Raw genomic sequence first — 19,870 nt, 5'->3', positions numbered from 1 at the left:
TCATGCCAACCATAATGCTGAAATCAGCGGATCGAGTATCGGTTCGTAAGATGCCGGCAGATCAGTTTGTCCGGTTCCAGGTTTTGTGAGGGGTGCCATGGCTGCGACTAGAGATTCAATTTCATGATCTTGCAACATCGCATCATCAGCGGTTTTAAATTGATCAATCCGGTGTTTCGAATCAAGATACCAATCTTTGATGATCAATTTGTCACTGGTACCGATGATACTAACTTCCAGGTTATTACCGACGTGTTGAAACCAAATCTGATCCGGGTTTATGTCTGGTAAAAAAGTGACCTGATCGGTAACATCAATGGTCGAATCTTCTTCAAAAATCGTATCTCTCCCATATCCTCTGCCGAAAATATAGGTATCGTTGCCTGTTCCACCTATGAGCGTGTCCTTGCCGGTCCCGCCATCAAGCGTATCATCACCAACTTCACCATAGAGTGTATCCGCGCCACCATCGCCGAGAAGTATGTCATTTCCAGAGCGGCCCCATAGGATATTCGCCGCTTTACTTCCAGTGATGATATTATTTTCTGAATTGCCGATACCCGTATCGGCTGCAGCGCCGGATAAAGTCAGATTCTCAACATGATCGGTAAGCGCATAGGCAATTGTTGCAATGACCGTATCATGACCGGCATTCGCTTCTTCAATCACTTGGTCACTTGAATGATCAACGAAATAACTGTCGTCGCCGTCGCCGCCTTGCATGATATCGGCGCCGCCTTTGCCGTTGAGTTTGTCGTTACCGGCATTACCAATTAGCACATTATCGGCGCTATTCCCTGTGATTTCGTTGTCCAGTGCATTGCCGGTTCCGAAAATGATATTGCTGCCGATAAGTATCAAGTGCTCAACATTGTCAGTCAAGGTATAACTGATATTCGACCGGACGGTATCAGTTCCTTCTTGAAGTTGCTCGATAACGGTATCCTCGCTATGATCGACCCAATAGATATCATTTCCAGTACCCCCGATCATCGTGTCGATCCCTTTTCCGCCGTTTAAACGATCGTCTCCTGCATAACCGTTCAAGATATCGTTCCCAGAAAAACCGCTGAGTGTGTCGTTCCCACTGGCGCCATTAAGGATATCGGCTGCAGAAGTGCCGCTTAAAACTAGATCTTGTGCGACTACATTAATTTCAAAAATGTCTGATATCGAAATATTTTCTGAATCTGTTGCGGTAACAAGTATACCCAGAGCACCCGAAACGATAGGGATCCCGCTGAAACTGCGAGTGACTGGATCAAAATTAAGCCATGCCGGCAGAGGACTACCATCAGTCTGTGTTGCATTTAATGTAAGCGTATCGCCATCGGGATCATAAAATGTAGCAGGATCTATCGAGAAATTGAAAATGGTTCGTTCGTTAGTTAATTGATCCGGAATAGCCATCAATAATTCAGGTGCATGATTAGTATTTGTCAGTTTTGTTTTAACTGTGGCCAAATCCCATACATCATCAGTTTCATTAAATTTGATTTGTTCGATTGCATAAGGCGTGATCCCTTCATTTCTCCAATAATTCTGAATGGAAAGCGTATCACCGGTGCTGATGATAGTAAGAATCAAATCCTCATTTGAACGATTTAAACGGATATCCTCGGGGAAGATTCCGTAATCGAGCAAAACTGTATCAATTTTTCCATTATCCGTATCATAGCTGTTGATGGTGTCATGACCGGAATCTTTGCCGAATAAATAAGTGTCATTACCGGCACCTCCTTCGAGGACGTCATTTCCGGTACCGCCATTCAGAATATCATCACCGTCACCGCCGTCCAGAATATCGTGCCCGCCTTCACCATAGATGACATCATTCGTATTTGAGCCCGTAATGTGATTATCCAGATCTTGTGGATTGAGTGTTGCTGCAGAAAAATTGGCTAAAGTGACTAGCTCGGATAGGGTAAATACCGTGCCGTCATCAAATTGTATGCGTTCAATCCCCATGCCGGGCAAATCGGTCGAGTTCGGCAAAACGATTTCTACACCGCCGTCCAACCAAGACATGATAAGAGTTGCGTGCATGGTTTGACTGTACATTGCATCGGCAAACTCATCGGCGGTACCGCGCCAGTAATCACGCATACCCTCGACAACGCGTTGGCTGCTTGAAAGTGTGACGTGTTCCGGTTTAATTCCAATCAATTGCAATGTATCTTGCGCAATTGGTAGCGGATCTGGTCGCTTGCTTAAATAGAGATACGATGCGATAAATTCATCCGATTGATTGTTAATTTGCCATAATTGTGTTCCTGAATCCCAAATCGTATCGACGCCGGATTCGCCCGCAAATACGACGTATGTATCCTGACTGAATCGGCCATCCAGAAAATCATTACCGCTCCCACCTGTCAGAGTATCTCTGGCGTAATTTCCAAAGAGCTTGTCATCCCCTGAATTGCCGTAGAGAAATCCGCCAAGATTGGGAGCAACATCAGCAAAATAAAACACTTCATCATTCAATCGAATTTTTCCTGAAGCAAAAAGGGTATCATTTCCATCGCCGCCGTCGATCAACGAGATTTCGCTTCCTCGAATCAAATCACTGTGACCGGAGCCGTTGTTGGATTGGTAATAATTACCTTTCTTGAAACCTTCAATAATATTGTCACCGTCACCACCCTGAATCCGCTCGATCTGAGTTTCAATGATTGTGTTTTTTTGCCAAAAATGTTGAATCGAATCAGGAGTTATCGAAGCCCGATTGTCTGAAATGAATCCGATCAGAATATCGTTATCGTAGACTGGATACATGCCATTGATACTCGAGACGCCTATCGGTATTACTTGGCTATTGGTGAGTTGATACCATTCGGAAATTGGAATGAATCGCTGCTCAAGTGCTGGCTGCTCTTCCGAGGCTTCGCCAGTTGTTGATTGGATAAGATCGGTCGTGGTAATGGATGAATTCCAACCATCAGATTGGCGTCGGATTATGGGAGTGTCACTTGAAACATCCGTTAGCGTTAAGCGCTGCTCCACCATGTTAGCTTCACTTGCGGAAACCGAATGCGCACGATAAGTTGTATTGTCAATCCGCGTATAAATCCCGGAATCGGTATCGGTCGCATTATTCCTCAAGTCATTCACCCACTGTGCACGTACCGCATCCAAAAAATCAGTTTGGAGTTGCGCAATATCGATAGCAGGCTTTTCTTTGGTTAACCAATCGGCCAGATCAATTGTTTCATTGTTATCTGTATGGATATGCCAGATTTGCTGCGATTCGAAATAATCTTTCAACGTCAATGTTGTTCCACCGCCCCGTAACGTTAAAATCAAATCATTATTAGTTCGCGTATAACGCAAATCGGTCAGTAATGTGCCTTCGGTCAATTGTATATGATTCGAGCTTAGCGGAGCTTCGGTGATTACATCGTTACCTAGCGAGTTCCATCCGAAAAGATAGTTGTCGTCACCATCACCTCCTACGAGTAAATCATTACCCGGACCACCATCGAGAATATCGTTGCCCGCATATCCTTCAATATGATCATCGGCGGTTGTACCTATTAATAGATCATCGCCCATTGTGCCCCCGAGAATTCCGGTTGCGAGTGTGGTCATCTCGCTGGCAGCGATTAAAGAAAGGTCGCTCATTTGCAATGCTGCAATATTAGGCCCTTCCGTGAACCAATTCTTAAAAAGAATGCTATCTTGCGTTCCTTCGATGCGCATCAACAAACTATTATCAGCCAGTTTAAAGAAACGCAGATCATTGGCATTGATGCCTTCGCCCAACTGCACAATATCCTCCGCAGCATCTTCAGCAATCGCGGCAGTGATAACGTCAGCACCGTCTCCGCGATTGAATACATAAACATCATTGCCGCTGCCGCCGGTAAGGAGATCGGCACCGGTACCACCGACCAAGGTGTCGTTACCAGCTTGCCCGAATAGCGCATCATTGCCTGATCCGCCCATGAGTTTGTCATCGCCGCTGCTGCTCAGGAGATAATCGTCACCGCCGTAACCGCTAATGGTATCGTCGTTAATGCCGCCCTGAATTAAATCGGCGCCTTTTCCGCCGTATGCTTTTGTAATTGGCTGCTCAGGACTGCCGGTAAAGGCGGATAGATTCAGAACGACTGCTTGGCTCAAGTTTTCGCTTACCCAGGTTTCCAAGTCGATTGAGCTGTGACCATGATCAAATTGAAATTGCGCATTCATGCCATAAAGTGCGTTTTGTAAATCTAATGTACCACCGGTACTAAGGGAAATTTGTAAGGCACCGGTTTCACCCGACCAGACAAGATTCGTGAATCTGTTCGAAGCTGAGGTGCCATTCGTCGAGGCAATCAGGCTTTGAGGCTCGGTATGGAATTTAACCGCAAAATCCGCCTGAGCAGTGGCGTCATTGACTTCAGCAAGCAAAATCGTATTCTGACCTTCCAGATCGCTGATGAAATCACCCGCTTCGACGTCAATATATAGATCATCGCCGGCCCCGCCGTATAGTTCATCATTTCCAGAACCGCCGATCAAGGTATCGTTGCCACCCCCACCCAGTAATTGATCATCACCCTGACCACCGTCAAGATAATCGTCACCTTGAAATTGCAGGGGAATTTCTTTGTCATCACCGATCAAAACGTCTTTTCCGGAACCGCCGGCCAGGTAATCGGAGCCTCCGGATCCGACTAGATAGTCGTTACCGTCACCGCCATCGAGGTAATCGTTGCCATGCAATGATGAATCAATTTTCGTAGGGTGATTGTCGCCAATTATCACATCATTACCATCTTTTCCCATGATGGTGTCGTTACCGGCATCACCAAAAATTACATCGTCATCGGCTCCGGCATCGACAAAATCGTTACCGCCGCCCGCGAAGATCCAATCTTTGCCGGTGCCGCTTGAGATGACATCGTTACCACCAGAAATCGCGGCGGTCTCAGCAGGTGATACGCCGAAATTGTAATCCCGGTAATAAGTGGTTAATTTATCCTTAGTGTCGGTTGATCGAGTGATTTTCCAGTCACGATCTGCTGATTCGATGTTTCGGTCGCTCTCGATCGTGTCATTACCGCCAAGCCCAATTAAAATATCGTTACCGAGTCCTCCCATCAAAATGTCGTCTCCGGCATCGCCGATCAGTGTGTCGTCGCCGGTATAACCATCCAATAGATCGCCTCTTTTACCATTACCGGTTTGCGTGTTGCTGAGCAAATAAGCCGTATCCAAATTATATTCGGTATCCGCATACAGCCGATCATTGTGTAATTGCCCTTTAACGATATCGCTGCCACTGCCTCCCAGCACAATGTCGTCGCCAAGATCACCTGAAAGAATATCATCGCCACTACCACCTTCGATTCTATCCTTACCATCTTTGCCATCGATTTCGTCATTACCTCCGCGACCCAAAATATGATCGTTCTCAGCGCTACCGTATAGAAAATCTTCGCGATCAGGGTCTTCTTCCGCACCGACGATGATATTTCCCAGTTCATCATAATCAAATGGATCCTCAGGTTTTAAATCGCCGGTAATGATGCGATCCAGAACCGGTGCGTCGGTGGAGGTATTATTTCCGCCAAGAGTGATACCCAATTTGCCGTCGCTCCAATTTTTAATTCTTACCCGGGCGCTGTTACTGGAGCCGACAAAACTTACAAATAAATCGTATGAGCCGTTTTCTTGGGCTACGAGGAGATAAACCAAATCATTCTGAAAATCCATCCATGATTCGCCTACCTTAATCCAATCTTTATTGTTATTGACACCGCTTCTACCTTGCGCGATTAAAGAGCCGAATTGAATGACGCCAAGCCCATCGATATCCAATACTGTGTCAGTTCCGTCACCAGGGTTGATGATATAAGTATCTACTCCATATCCGCCTTCCAGATAATCGTTTCCTTCAAGACCTTTCAGTGTGTCATTTCCATTACCACCGTACAGATGATCCTCAACTGCTGAAGCAGCCGGGTTGTCTGCATTTTCTCCACCAAAGAAATAACGCGGTGTACTAGCGGTTAATTCGCCTTGAGAAATCTTGAGGCCGGAAGTGACATCTTCAAAATAATCATTGATATTTTGGAAACTATGATTGCTTGAGCTAAACGTAGCTGACGAGTCCAACGGATTCTTGTCTTCTATGTTGAACCAATTCTTACGGATCAACATCGTCATGCGATCGACCAAGTACGCGGAAGTCAATGTGCCACTTCCTGATGCCGGATCAAAACGCGTCAATGTATCATTTTCGTTAAAAATATTGTAATCAAGGTTTTCTCCTTCCAAAATGAAAGGATTCAGCGCAATCAACGCAAATCGTGCTGCCAATCCTTGCTGATCATTGCTTTCCAGTTTGGCGATTAAATCACTTGACGATAGATCGGATAACATAGTTAGCTGAACTTTTCCTGCCAGCTCTTTAAACTTAATGCTATTTTGCAATTCGTAAAGATTTGCATAAAATTGGTCGCGATTACCCGTTTCCGTTTTCTGATTCTCAACCAGCGCAACCTTGCCGTCCGCGGGATTCAAAATAATGATGCGCAAGGCATCGAGCGCCGCTTCCAGTGTTTTGCTGTTCGATGCACCGATGATGTCCTTGGTTGAACCGAATGCATCGATCAACGTGCTGAGCTTGGATAATTCCAGGTCGGGAGCAAGTTGCGAATAGGCTGCGTAGACTGCTAGGGCATCGGTTAACACCTGCTGGCTGTGATTGCGCGCACCTGGTGGATCAGTGATATCTAAGGCGATTTGATCTTCAATTACGATGTCAATCGGCGGAGCGGCATCGAAACCCAAGCCAGCGATTGGACTAATGCCGGTGGCAGCAATAATATTGCTGATTTTGGATTGATCGTAGGTGGAGGCAAGGCCCATCCAATCAAGTACGGTATTAATGAAAGGACCTGCAAAACCACCTAATCCCGGCGCATTAAAAAGATAAGCGTGAGAAATGTTATTGATAAAAAGCGGATCGTCGGCCAGGCCGATCGCCAAAAAACCGCCCATGCTGTGGCCGGTGACAGTAAACGTTGGAGATAATGTGCCATTGCTTAACCATTCCGTAACTTTGGTTCTAAGGCTATTATATTGCGGATGCAATTGCGTGCTACCAAACAGCATAATGTCAAAAACTCCAGTGGCAAAGTCTCTGACATCGTCGATCTCCGTGCCACGTACAGCAAGAAAGGTTTCTCCAGAATTTTTGTCGGCGAATACTGTTGCTGAAAGACCTGTAGCGGAGTCATTGAATTGGTCAATTACGCTGTAGCTATCGGTAAAAGAATGGGCTTGATAATCGGAAAATTCTGCATTCTTTAACTTTTCAATAGCCGGACGACCAATCTCCAAATTCTTTGAGTAAGCAGCTAAAGCTAACTCAGCCTGTTTAAAATAATCAATAGGTTGATTCACTTTCTACCTCCTCCTTGGCTTCTGATAAAAATTTGTTGCATCAGATTATTAAAGCCCTCATTCTCAGGGCACATATGCGACGAAGGCTGCCAAGGGCCAGGTATGTCCCCGCCAACTCTCGAATAGTTTATTGATTCACCAAGAAGCTTCTCATCAGATCGCCGATATATTTTTGAATGATATTTCCTCAATTCTGGATTCCCTTTAATAAGATGAACTGTGGACGAATCGTAGTAATACTCATCCATGGGCTTAATATTTTCTTTAAATGGAATTAATACTTGTTCATACTGATCAAATTTCTCCGCCGGCAACCTAACCGTCTCATAAACTTTAACTCCGCCGTCAATGGCGCAAAGCCGTTTTACTTCCCTATCCAGCCGGTCTTTTTCTGTGAAAAAAGTGGCATAGATCAATATTGAAGCGAATATCAACCAAAAAATGATTTTCATAAAATGATTCCTCATTCAGGTAAGGTGTCACTGAGTAAAATGTAATGAATCAATTATTAGTTCGCTCATATCGGAGTGAAAAGTTAACGGCATTAATTAATATTAAAGTTAATATATTTTTAAATGTAATATTGATGTGATCTAAATAATTGATATCTAATGGTTACTGCATTGCACCGGATTAGAAGAAATCGAGTAAGCGGTCAAGGTGTTAATACTTGTTTGACCGTAATCGTACATACAGGGAAGGGTATGGATGCATCCAGCCATTTGATTTTAAATCACAATGTTGATCGGTGAAACAACATCAAAACCCAAGTCTGGAATTGGACTAATACCGGTGGTAGCAATAATATTGCTGATTTTGGATTGATCGTGAGCAGGGGCAAGATCCATCCAATCAAATACGGTATTGATGAAAGAAGTTGCCCGCCTAATCCCGGTGCGTTAAAAAGATAAGTGTGAGGAACATCATACGTAAAAAGTGGATCGTCGGCCAAGCCGATCACCAGAGAAAATTATCAAGCAGTGCGAGATGCCTAGAATCGCTGACGAAGATAACAAATTAGCATTTCCCGATTCATTTGCACCGGTAAACATTTCCAATATGAATGATTTCTTTATCCCCGCCGGGGATTTCATATTTCCCGGTATTGTTGGATCGAATGATATGTACGGTATCTCCGCCTAGTTTCAGTGCTTCGTCTCTTAAATTGTTTCTCGCTTTCATTAATCGCTCGGTATAAGGAACATTGGCTTCTTGAACTTCCCCTTCTTTGGAGGATCCCGTGACTGTTCCAAGTAATTCGCAGCCTACCGGGCCGTCAGCGCCGACCATCATGGTAATCGCTTTGTTCTGTTCCGCGTGCACAAGGCTATTCACTAAAAGAATAAGAGAAAATATAAATAAAATGTTACCGATCAATCTTGATGAATAGTTTGAAAGTCGCATGAATGATTCCTTTAATAAAATGATAATTCGCTTTTCAAGGTAGCATAGAGAAACACGGTGTCAGGCGTCAAGATTTGAGAAATAAAGCCGCTAGCCCTATCTTTTTAACCCTGTATTCAGCGGCGGGCTAGGATATATTGATTCGAAGTATTTAACAGGAGAAAAGAATTGGATATTTTCATTTATAGTTCTCTCGCGGGGTTGGTAATTGCCGGTGTTTATGGTGTGATGTTGTATAACAGTCTGGTTGATATCAAGCATTCGGTGTCCCAAGCTTGGTCAAATATCGATATTCTGTTGAAGCAACGCCATGATGAATTACCTAAACTTGTTGAAACTTGCAAGCAATATATGGGGTTTGAGCAAGAAACGTTGAAACAGGTGATAGCCGCACGTTCACAAGTTGCAACCGCTCGCGAAACGGGCAATATCGGTGCGCTTGGTTCTGCTGAAAATATGCTGCGCGTAGGGTTGGGTAATTTATTCGCGGTTGCGGAAGATTATCCTGAGTTGAAAGCCAGTGAGAAATTTCAGCATTTACAAACCCGCATCACCGGGTTGGAAAACAGCATTGCCGACCGGCGCGAATACTATAACGAAGCGGTTAAAATCAACAACGTCCGCATTGAACAGTTTCCGGACGTTATCATTGCCAATTGGTTTAAATTTAAACCCAGGGATTTGCTGGTATTTGAAAATGGCGAAAAGCAAGACGTCAATATTGGGAAGTTGTTTGGATAATACCAGGTCTGTCTGAGATCATGGCGCCAACGGAGCTTTTGCCGGAAGAATACCATTTCGCATTGGGTGTATTGTTGACGGCGGCGTTGCTGAGTATGTATTACTTCGCACGTAATTGGAAGCGGTTTCGGCTGATTGAAGATACGCCTACCGCGAAATTGCGCTCAGCGCATCAAGGTTACATTGAGCTCGTCGGCAAAGGGCTGTCGATTAACGATCAACCGATATTCGCACCGTTATCCAATCATCCATGTCTTTGGTATCAAAGTCAGATTGAAGAACAGGAAACTTATATCGAAAAAGGCCGCACCCAAACCCGCTGGAATGTCGTGTATAAAACGATCAGCGACCAGCGCTTTAAATTGACCGACGGGGTGGCTACTTGCTTGGTCGATCCGAAAGATGCGGAAGTGACCGGTCACGAGAAATTAATATGGTATGGCAATACCGAATGGCCTGCTCGAACGCAGGTTTTTGAAAGCCAATCGATCATCCATGCCATGGCTAATCAATATCGTTACACGGAATCGTTGATTTTGCCGGGGCAGCCGGTGTATGTGCTTGGACAATACAGAACCTGGTCTGAAGCAACGCAACAAACCGTTCGTGACGTGATGATTCAGTTGATCAACAGCTGGAAACAGAATCAACAACAGTTGCGCGAACGCTTTGATATCAATAAAGACGGTAACATTGATCAAGAGGAGTGGGAAGTCGCGCGACAGCAAGCCCGATTGGAAGCGCAGCAGCTCCATGATCAACTGGCGTTACAGCCGGATGAGAACATCATTGCACGACCGGATCGTTCCGATCGTCCTTTTATTATTTCGGTTTATTCTCAAACGGTGTTAGTGCGGAAATATCGCCGTCATGCAGCGATCGCCGGAATTGTATGGATTGTTATCGTTGGTTATGCGATATGGCTGGCGCATACATATGGATAGCGCAATGCATTCAACGCCAAAATAATTTAGAAGCCAGCAATTTTTTCCAAACAGTGGTTGATGAGTGAGTCGTATGCAGGGTCTGGTATTTCAGCACTCCTGACATCTGGCCGAATGCAAAACCAATCGCAGCGGTTCGTTTAGGCAGTGTGTGCAACAATTGCCGCGCGATCACGCGATCATTGACATACCCAAGTTCATCCTGCAGTTCGGATAATAAAGCGATGAAAGGATCGGTATTTTTTTTGCGGAATATCGATGCGGCCATGTCAATGGCATAACGAAGTTTTTTAGCGGCTATCCGGATTTGATGCCGCTGGGTGTCATCCAAATTTGCAAAGTTCTGTCCTCGCTCGAGTAATTTCTGCCAGCGAGATTCAAGCATTGCTCGCGCCCATGATTCTGCTGTACGCTGCGGATCATCGGCGGGCGCTGATAAAAGATCGCAGCCGATATCAAGCACGAGTTGCGTAAAAGCCGGTCTCAATAGCATTGCCTGTGCTTGTTGACGTGCGCGTGCTGCGGTGTGGTACAGCCGATCCAGTGTTGCTTCGTTCAATTCGAGTTCATCATCCGGCGTTTCGAGTGCCGTTAAAATTTCCGGCAAAATTTCGTGTTGCAAAACATCCCAGTTGCGCGCGGGATTTAATGAAGACATCAATTGGCGCAGCGGTTGATTAAATTCAATAAAAGCTTTGCCGAATGATTTTCCCACAGCGATACCGGTCAGTAGCCGCCGGACGGCAACACGCAACTGGTGCAGATACTCCGCTTCGTGCGCATATTCCAGGAAACCCGGTACATTCGCTGTCAGATGAACCAGCGCAGCTTGCATCGTACGATGCCATACAACATTCGCAGGTAGATTTTTATCGTAGGCAGGGCGGCTAAATTTAGTGGGTGCAGGAATCATTGCGCCACATAAGATATAACCCCGTTCGGCTTTGCTGCGCGGTTCGATTTGCAGCGGGTTATGGCGCAATAACTGACGAGCTGTTTCGAACAGAAATTCCGGCGCACCGGACTTAAGTTCAATTTCCACTTCGCTGATATCCCGGTGGGATTCTCCAGCTTGTATTTTTCCGATATCGAGCGCGACTTCGGCTTGCGCATGGTCATTCCCGATGAGCCAAATGATTCGTTGAAATTCCGTGACAAAAACCGGCATGACTTGATTGAAATCGATGTCGGAGAGTAAATCCAATACTTCCGCCGGGAGCGCAGTAAAATCGGGACGCTGGCCATCCGCAACCGTCATTTCCCATTCCGGGCGGCTGGTCAATGCACCGATTGAGCGGGATTCAGCTTTTAACGTTTGAATCCAATAAGCATCGACGCGACGCAAGCGTAAAGCAATGCGGCGGCGAAATAAATCAAATTCGGGGGTGTCGAAGTAAATACTATGCAACGTGCGTTGCTGATGGTGAATGCCGCGTAGTATCGGATGCCGCCGGAGACGATCGTGATGATCAGGATGCAAAGCCAGTTTCAGTTCAATTTCCATAACTGCTTTCCTATTGCATTTGTCGTTTGTTATCGCGACATCACTCAATCTTCAAGGTATCGAAGTTAATATCCGCAGCCGGAGGCGGTGAAGTGAGTTTCATACATTCCAATGCATCCACGATGCGATCGGCTATGACTAAATTGCGGTACCACTTGTGGTTGGCCGGGACGATATACCAGGGCGCATGGCGCGTGCTGGTTGCAGCCAGCATGGTTTCAAATGCGTGTATGTATTGACTCCAGAACTTGCGTTCTTCCAGATCACCGGTGCTGAATTTCCAGCGTTTCTCCGGGTTGTTGATACGCTCTTCCAGACGTTTCTTCTGTTCGTCCTTGGAAATATGCAGAAAGAATTTCAAAATCGTTGTGCCACTTTCCACCAATAATTCTTCGAATTCATTGATCTGATTAAACCGTTGTTTAACTACTTTATCCGAGATTAATCCATGCACACGGGTGATTAATACATCTTCATAATGCGAGCGGTTGAAAATGCCGATTTGCCCTTTGGCAGGTGCTTTTTGATGTACGCGCCATAAAAAATCATGACCAAGCTCTTCCGTGGAAGGAGTTTTGAAAGTGACTACTTTGCACCCTTGCGGATTCACGCCCGACATCACATGTTTAATCGTGCCATCCTTGCCGCTGGTATCCATGCCCTGTAAGACAATCAGCAGTGCTCGGTTATTATTGGCGTATAAGTGTTCTTGCAGGGTGTCAAGCTTGTCGACTAATTTTCCCGTGACTGCTTTGGCTTTACTTTTGCCGCTTTTTTGATAATCACCGGTGTCGCTCGGATTGATTTCCGATAAATTCAGTCGGCTTTCCGGCGGTACGCGATGATTTTTCATTGAACAATAACACTCCGGTTATTACGTTGATCTTGCAGTATTAAAACACGAAAACAGGAAGCAGGGTACCTTTCGCTAACGCCTGCTTAATTTGATCGGCCGATGTTTGTAATGAAAAGGAACGATAGTAAACAGGCACAGGCGATCATGAATCGCTATTTTGCCGGGAATTCATTAATGAATGGTTGGTCCGGCGTCTCTAAAAACCGCATCGATTGTCAGTGCATCCAACCGGTATTCACGGTTACAAATATCGTCGTTAATTACGACCTCACCGAATTCATGCAATATCGCATCGACTTCCTCGCGTCCTAATGCACGCAGCATTGCATAAATTTTAGCCGGATTGGCTTTGCAACCATACTGCACACTCCTGGCGTCGTAGACGCGAATTGTTTCCTCGTAGAACAACCGGATCAAGATTTCTTCCGCGGGTAAATCAAACAGCTGATGTTCGTGGATCGTTGCAGCCAGCGCTTCAGCGCGTGTCCAACCATCAGGGTCGAGCAGATCGGCATTGGGAAGCTTTTGCAGCAATAAACCGAAAATGGCGTTGTTGGCGGTAAACAGAAACATGCGTGTCTGTAACTGTTCGGATTGATTGAAATAATGCTCAAAAATTTCAGTGATCGTATTGCCGTTAAGCGGCACGATACTTTGATATGTTTCCCGCATGGACTGCATATCCAGTGTGAGTATTAATTTTCCGTGCCCGAGTAATTCGAGCACCGATTGCGTTTCAATCAGCGGGTCGCATTTCGCCATGCCGCGAAGCTGCAAATTTTCTGTGCAATCCAGTATCAGCATGGAAACCGGGCCGTTACCCGTCAATTGAATGGTCAGCCGCCCGGTTTGCTTGAGATTTTCACCCATTAACAGCGTCACGGCACTCATTTCCCCCAACAAATGAGTGACAGGATCGGGATAGCCGCGCCCCGCCAGAATTTCCTGCCAAACCGAATCCAAGTGCACCACTGCGCCGCGTATATCGAGATTTTCAAGAAGAAAGCGCTGTACGTAATTGCTCATTTTAAAACCTTTACTTGTGTGTAGTATGGTTGTCATTATAACCACTTACTTTGCAATGCGACCCAAGCTTGTCCCAGCGATATCGCGCGATCATCGGGAGGCAACTGTCTTGGCAACAATAATTTAAAACCGATAGCGGCTAATTGCCGTGTAAGGCCGTGTCGCAGCACAGTGTTATGAAAGCAGCCGCCGCCGAGTGCGAGTGTTGAAATTTGATAATGTTGTGCGGCTCTTTTCACCCACTCGATCAATCCGTCAATCAAGGTGGCGTGGAAAATAGCGGCTGCAAAGGCCGCATCACTATGGATGTCGAAGCAGTCAACCAACGCCGAAAGGATGGGTGAGAAATCTAATTCGTTTTCCATGGTAAATCGATACCCCTCGGTTAGAGGCGGCGTCGGTCCGTAGCTTTCTGCCAGTTGCTGTAACTGCATGGCTGCTTGTGCTTCATGTGTCTGGATTAAATTGATTCCTAGCAAACCCGCTGCAGCATCGAATAACCGGCCCATGCTCGAGGTTTGCGGGCAATTGAAGTTTTTCATCAACATGGATGTAACCGTCGCAGCAGCGGGCTGGCCGGCGTAACGCGGCACAATTTCATCGTGCCGGTTCAGGCGGGCAAGGACAGCGGCAGCCATGCGCCAGGGCTCGAGTGCCGCGCGATCGCCGCCTGGCAACGCCAAGGGCGAGAGATGGCCAAAGCGCTCGAATTGCGCCCCATCGACCCACAGCAACTCACCGCCCCAGGGCAGATTATCCGTGCCGAAACCCACGCCATCCAGCGCTAAGCCAAGCACAGGCTGATTTATTTGATGCTCAGCGCAGATCGCGGCAATGTGAGCATGATGGTGTTGCACTGGCAAAATTGGAACTTGAAATTGCTCGGCAAACGCCTGTGCAAACTGCGTACTGTAAAAATCCGGGTGTAAATCATGTGCGACCACATCCGGCGGTTTTGAATAAGCATGGAGCATGCGTTCCACAGCGTGATCGAGTTGCGCGCGGGCTTCGGCTGTGCTGAGATCGCCGATTAACGGAGAAACGTAAGCGGCGCGGTGTTGCGTCAAGCAAACGGTATTTTTCAGCCAGGCGCCGCACGCCAATATGCTTTGATCCGCATCAGGCAGCGGAATGGCGATGTCTTCAGATTGATTCAAATGTCACGGAATGGTTGTGGTGCGTTTCGGATGCGATAGCCGCGCGGCGGCACTGGGTTCTGATCCAATCGCACCATGTGTGCATACCGGTTCCTTGCGTTGCCGAAAGAGATATCACCGGCAATCCGGGGTGAATGCGATGTGCGTAGTCGATGGTCAATTCGGTATCGAAACTCAGATAAGGCAAAAGATCGCACTTATTGAGCAGCATCAGATCAGCAACATGGAACATGTCGGGATATTTAAGCGGTTTATCTTCACCTTCGGTAACCGACAGAATGACGACTTTATGCGCTTCACCAAGATCGAAGTTGGAAGGGCATACCAGATTACCGACATTTTCAATCAGTAATAAGCTGTTATCCTGCAATGGCAATTGCTCAATCGCATGAGCCACCATGCGCGCATCCAAATGACAGCCCTTGCCGGTGTTGATTTGAATCGCCGGTACACCGGTTGCACGAATACGGGCGGCATCGTGATCGGTTTGCTGGTCACCTTCGATCACGGCGATCGAGAAATGGTCACGTAGTTTTTGGATGGTGTTGACCAATAGTGTGGTTTTGCCGGAACCGGGACTGGAAACCAGATTGAGTGCAAAAATGCCGCGCTCCGCTAACCGGCGACGGTTTCTTGCTGCATATTCATTATTTTTATCCAGAATGTCCCGTTCGATTTTAATCATGCGCGCTTGACTCATTCCTGACGCATGCATCTCCGTTATGCCGGTACCAAAATCGAGCATTTCTAAACTATTCGCTGTTGCCGATGTTGGAAAGTACTGCGTAGTATGGGGTCGGAATCGTAGCGGCTTATCCGGATGTTGTTGCGATTCAATCGGTTTGCCATTAATGCGTGCTTGACCAACGCTGCATCCGCATGTTGTACACATAATTCACTCCTTATTCGACTTCCAGTTCTTTAATGCGCATTTCCTCACCTTGGGTAATCTTGATCTCGTAACTGCCGCAATACGAACAGGTTTGATAATATGTTGCAATCAAGAGATGCTGCTGGCATTGCTTGCACAAAGCTTGTCCTGCGATTTCGATTATTTCGAGTTTAGCATGTTGAGCCACGCTATCTTTTGTGACGATCTCAAAATAAAACCGCAGCGATTCCGGCTCGACGCAGGTTAATTGTCCGATTTCCAGAAAAACCGTTCTGACCTGTGTAAATTGTTGCTCGTGCGCGGCATCTTCGATGATTTGCAGCAAGTTTTCAGCGAGAGAAAGTTCATGCATCGGAGTCAAAGTAATTCTGCATAAATGCAACCATAATGCAATAAGTATAAACCCTGACGCGTAGGTTAACCGCGGGGGTGTTCAAAGGCCAGTGAAGGGTCGCAAACAGCCATTCTTAGAATCGGCACAACCAGGTGATCTAATGTTTTCATTGATATAGAACCACTGCCGAATGGCCGCCAAAGCTGCTTGCATGTTCATGTCAGCTTGCTTGCTTAAGCGATCTTCCAATTCAAAAGAATAACCCCTGATGCGCAGTAAAAATGACGGAGGCGGCGGCTGACGGTAGATGTTCTGGAAAGTATAGAGCAACGTTGCCGGTGTCAATGCATGGCTGGTGTAACTATCATCTTTTTTGGCGGATACTTCTGAAAATTCAAACGGTTCTTTGCACATCATATCCGCATCGACAAATACGATGCGATCGTATCCGATTAAATCGGTAACATGCTCGATCATTAATTGCATCTCAACGAGACTTGATAAGCCTGTAAGGCTTAATTGATGGATGTGTTCAATCAATAATGGACCCAGCGCATCGTCGCCGCGGCTCGGGTTGCCATAGCCGAAAAATAACAATTTTTGCATTGATAGATGATTGTTTTTAATGGTAGAAGACAGAAAGGCCGGCGTTTAAAGTATCACCGGTTCGTTCGATATTTCATTGCTTTCTTTTTTGCGATCCAGCGGAAAATGTTTGTGCAGATATACATCAATTGCCCGGATACCTTCAATGATGCCGGTTTCAAACTGTTGTTGCCGGAAAAATGACTCCATCATTTGACATATGGTTTCCCATTCCTGATCGGATACTTTGGCATGAATGCCGCGATCGGCGATGATTTCCACATCACGGTCCGCGAGCAGTAAATAGATCAATACACCGTTGTTTTTCTCGGTATCCCAGACACGGAGTTGCGAAAAAACTTCGATTGCCCGCTCGCGAGCCGTTTGTTTTCTCAACAAGGAAGCGGTATTTAACGATGCCTCTATGGCAAAGCATATTTCACCGCTATGGTGCGCTTCCGATTGCTGGATCGCTTGCTCGATGGCTGTCAGTGCAGTAGCTGGAAATGAGCGCCGCACCGCCAATTGCCCGGTCATAAAATGCTGTAAGATGCGCATTAATTTCATTCACCACCTTCCCGACGCACCGCCGCCGCCAAAACCTCCGCCGCCGCCACCGAATCCGCCACCACCAAATCCACCATAACCGGAATCATGATTCGGCCAATAGCCGCGGCGATTTCGATAAATTCCTCCGCCCGGCGAAAGGAACAGCGTTATGAAAAAACCAAGAGTGGCGATCAATAGTGCGGCTGCCAATGAGGAAAAAGCTAACCAGCTGATGAAGCCTAATCCGATTCCGGTCACTGCAGCGCCGATCAACCGGCCCAACATGACTTGTAAGATTCTTCCAAACACGAAAGGCAGGATCAGGAGAAAAGCGATCAAATCAAGCAATGATTCCTGATTATTCGACACATTGTGATTTTTGGGTGGCGGTAGCGGTTCGCCTTTGATGACTCCCAGAATTGCATCAACGCCGGCATTAATGCCTTCGGCAAAATGACCTTGTTTAAAATGCGGCGTAATGATTTCGGTAATAATGCGCTTAGCGATTGCATCCGGAAGCGCGCCTTCGAAGCCATATCCGACTTCCAAGCGAAGCGAGCGATCATTCTTCGCGATTAACAACAGCAGGCCGTCATCAACGCCTTCTCGTCCCAGTTTCCAGGTTTCTGCGACGCGCATGGAATATTGCTCGATTGTTTCGGGTTGCGTGGTAGGGACGATCAGAATCGCGATTTGGCTGCCTTTAATTTTCTCAAAGGCTGTTAGCTTTTGTTCCAGTAGCGCAACTTCATCGGGAGCAAGCGTTGCTGTCAAATCGGTAACGCGTGATTTAAGAGTCGGAATCGCAACATCCGCGATGCTATGTGTGTGACAGATAAGCGCGCCAACTACTATCAGCACATAGCACCAATTCCGAATTATATGATAGGACGTCATATTGTCCGAAAATCAACTGTCATAAGTGCGGTATAAAATGTTGAAGTGTGGTGATTGGCGCTTTGTTTTTCCGGTATTTTGGGTGCATCAAATTCAACATTGGGTGGCGTGGAAATTTCCTGCTCGTTCTCGACCGTGAAACTGGGCTTTGTCTGAAAGCCGAATAACATTGCAGTGAGATTGCTTGGAAAAGACCGAACCACCGTATTATATTCCTGCACGGCTTTGATATAACGGTTGCGCGCTACCGTGATGCGATTTTCCGTTCCTTCCAATTGCGCTTGTAAATCACGGAAATTTTCATCCGATTTTAATTCCGGGTAATTTTCAACGACCACGAGCAATCTTGATAGAGCACTCGTTAAGTCACCTTGCGCTTTCTGAAATTTAGTAAAAGCATCGGTATCATTGATCAGATCTGGCGACGCTTGAATACTTCCAACTTTAGAACGCGCATTAGTGACGTTTAGCAATACGTCTTTTTCTTGAGAAGCGAATCCCTTGACCGTGCTAACCAAATTGGGAATCAGATCGGCGCGGCGCTTGTATTGATTCAATACTTCCGCCCAACTGGCTTTAATTTGTTCATCGGTCGATTGCAGTGTGTTGTAACCGCAACCGCTTAAAAATAGCGCACTCAAAATGGCCATCAGAAATATAAGCGTTCGTGCCATCTTATCTCCAATAAAATAGAAATCGATCAGTCAATTACAGTAAGAACCTTTTATGATTATTAAAGAAAAGTATACCCGGATTGAAGTGCAATTTTCTTCATCAAATGGGCAGTTGTGACCATTGGATCATTTAATTCGCTGAAACCGGATATATAGTTTAAAGAAAGCAGGGCGGATGCGGTAAAAAATTGCTAAGTGAATTGACAGAGCGGTATCGGCGATCAGTTGGGAGCTGAATCACCATTACCGATTCGGGCAAACAATCAAATCGCTATTCTGAAAGCGCACAAAAATCACAATTGAAGTGTGTCACCGGATAGCGTAATTAGTGAATCAGGATCGAAATCCGGATATCGTGGAGTCAATTGTTTCAATCGATTGGAAGAGAAGAATCTTCAAGAAATGAAAGCATTTGCCATGAAATACTTTAGAAAATAGCGATCACCGGGAGGTAAGAGTTCTGAAAAATGCTATTACTGGTTAGTGGCGGTTTATGACGGATATGGGCAATAATCAGCCGGTTCCCCCCATTCCTTGTTCAAATGCGCTTGATGAAGCATCAGAATAACAAATTCCAACTGCGGTTATTATTATATAGAGGCTGTTCAATTTCGTAATCTCCTGATTCAACACGATAGAAATCAATCAAAATATTTTTTTACCTCACGTTTATTCTGCTAGAACAGAAAAAGGTTCATTGGTAGTAAAAATTTTTATACATAAGTAATTTCAATCGATTTTTATCCATTTAAATTCTTGCGATTGCGAGTTATTCGGAAAATCAGCCGATTGTTTTACGCGGGGTGATGGATTATTGGTATTACCGAGGTTTATTCTTTCAAATTTTTCGTTGCATAATCTTACAAGACATCTCAGAATTACGGAAAGGTACGCTAGCTTCCCGGCGGA

15 protein-coding genes are annotated in these 19,870 nt (G+C 45.9%); 2 read left to right on the top strand and 13 right to left on the bottom strand.

Annotated elements, in window-relative coordinates:
• From KF839_RS06585 to KF839_RS06575, 3 genes are all read right to left on the bottom strand, one after another.
• Positions 1-7,398, bottom strand: a complete 7,398-nt coding sequence (locus tag KF839_RS06585; RefSeq protein ID WP_292917045.1) for a calcium-binding protein — start codon at positions 7,396-7,398, stop codon at positions 1-3.
• The gene (locus KF839_RS06580) at positions 7,395-7,850 is read right to left on the bottom strand and encodes a hypothetical protein (protein ID WP_292917044.1); all 456 of its coding nucleotides are present in this window, start codon (positions 7,848-7,850) and stop codon (positions 7,395-7,397) included. Before KF839_RS06580 ends, KF839_RS06585 begins: the two co-directional genes overlap by 4 nt.
• A gap of 580 nt (positions 7,851-8,430) precedes the next feature.
• Complete coding sequence (locus KF839_RS06575) at positions 8,431-8,802, bottom strand: DUF4156 domain-containing protein (protein WP_292917043.1); 372 nt, start codon at positions 8,800-8,802, stop codon at positions 8,431-8,433.
• 228 nt (positions 8,803-9,030) lie between these two features.
• Here KF839_RS06575 and KF839_RS06570 point away from each other — a divergent pair, with 228 nt between their 5' ends.
• Together KF839_RS06570 and KF839_RS06565 are read left to right on the top strand one after the other, a co-directional pair.
• On the top strand, positions 9,031-9,543 hold the full coding sequence (locus KF839_RS06570) for a LemA family protein (RefSeq protein WP_292917105.1): 513 nt from the start codon (positions 9,031-9,033) through the stop codon (positions 9,541-9,543).
• Positions 9,544-9,563: 20 nt separating this feature from the next.
• The gene (locus tag KF839_RS06565; protein WP_292917042.1) at positions 9,564-10,487 is read left to right on the top strand and encodes a GIDE domain-containing protein; all 924 of its coding nucleotides are present in this window, start codon (positions 9,564-9,566) and stop codon (positions 10,485-10,487) included.
• Positions 10,488-10,497: 10 nt separating this feature from the next.
• On the opposite strand, the gene KF839_RS06560 is transcribed toward KF839_RS06565, so the two are convergent.
• From KF839_RS06560 to KF839_RS06515, 10 genes are all read right to left on the bottom strand, one after another.
• The gene (locus KF839_RS06560; RefSeq protein WP_292917041.1) at positions 10,498-11,991 is read right to left on the bottom strand and encodes a CYTH and CHAD domain-containing protein; all 1,494 of its coding nucleotides are present in this window, start codon (positions 11,989-11,991) and stop codon (positions 10,498-10,500) included.
• Between the two features lie 40 nt (positions 11,992-12,031).
• Positions 12,032-12,844 (bottom strand): polyphosphate kinase 2 family protein, encoded by an 813-nt coding sequence (locus KF839_RS06555; protein WP_292917040.1) that lies wholly within the window; start codon positions 12,842-12,844, stop codon positions 12,032-12,034.
• A gap of 174 nt (positions 12,845-13,018) precedes the next feature.
• The gene (hslO, locus tag KF839_RS06550) at positions 13,019-13,873 is read right to left on the bottom strand and encodes an Hsp33 family molecular chaperone HslO (RefSeq protein WP_292917039.1); all 855 of its coding nucleotides are present in this window, start codon (positions 13,871-13,873) and stop codon (positions 13,019-13,021) included.
• 35 nt (positions 13,874-13,908) lie between these two features.
• Complete coding sequence (locus tag KF839_RS06545) at positions 13,909-15,030, bottom strand: Kae1-like domain-containing protein (protein ID WP_292917038.1); 1,122 nt, start codon at positions 15,028-15,030, stop codon at positions 13,909-13,911.
• Positions 15,017-15,922, bottom strand: coding sequence for a hydrogenase nickel incorporation protein HypB (gene hypB, locus KF839_RS06540; RefSeq protein WP_292917037.1), 906 nt, complete (start codon positions 15,920-15,922; stop codon positions 15,017-15,019). Before hypB ends, KF839_RS06545 begins: the two co-directional genes overlap by 14 nt.
• 10 nt (positions 15,923-15,932) lie before the next feature.
• Entirely contained in the window at positions 15,933-16,274 is a 342-nt protein-coding gene (gene hypA / locus KF839_RS06535; protein WP_292917036.1) for a hydrogenase maturation nickel metallochaperone HypA, read from the bottom strand.
• A gap of 81 nt (positions 16,275-16,355) precedes the next feature.
• Entirely contained in the window at positions 16,356-16,862 is a 507-nt protein-coding gene (locus KF839_RS06530; RefSeq protein WP_292917035.1) for a hydrogenase maturation protease, read from the bottom strand.
• A 45-nt stretch (positions 16,863-16,907) separates the two neighbouring features.
• Positions 16,908-17,408 carry a TPM domain-containing protein gene (locus KF839_RS06525; RefSeq protein ID WP_292917034.1) on the bottom strand — a complete coding sequence of 167 codons (501 nt, stop codon included), beginning with the start codon at positions 17,406-17,408 and terminating at the stop codon, positions 16,908-16,910.
• Positions 17,409-18,251 carry a TPM domain-containing protein gene (locus tag KF839_RS06520; RefSeq protein ID WP_323802049.1) on the bottom strand — a complete coding sequence of 281 codons (843 nt, stop codon included), beginning with the start codon at positions 18,249-18,251 and terminating at the stop codon, positions 17,409-17,411.
• Between the two features lie 32 nt (positions 18,252-18,283).
• The gene (locus tag KF839_RS06515; protein WP_292917032.1) at positions 18,284-18,961 is read right to left on the bottom strand and encodes a LemA family protein; all 678 of its coding nucleotides are present in this window, start codon (positions 18,959-18,961) and stop codon (positions 18,284-18,286) included.
• Positions 18,962-19,870 lie beyond the last annotated feature (909 nt).

Source organism: Nitrosomonas sp., from assembly GCF_019635155.1.
Classification (GTDB): Bacteria; Pseudomonadota; Gammaproteobacteria; order Burkholderiales; family Nitrosomonadaceae; genus Nitrosomonas.
The sequence above is the reverse complement of the archived record's forward strand: the minus strand, read 5'-3'. Positions and strand labels throughout refer to the sequence as shown.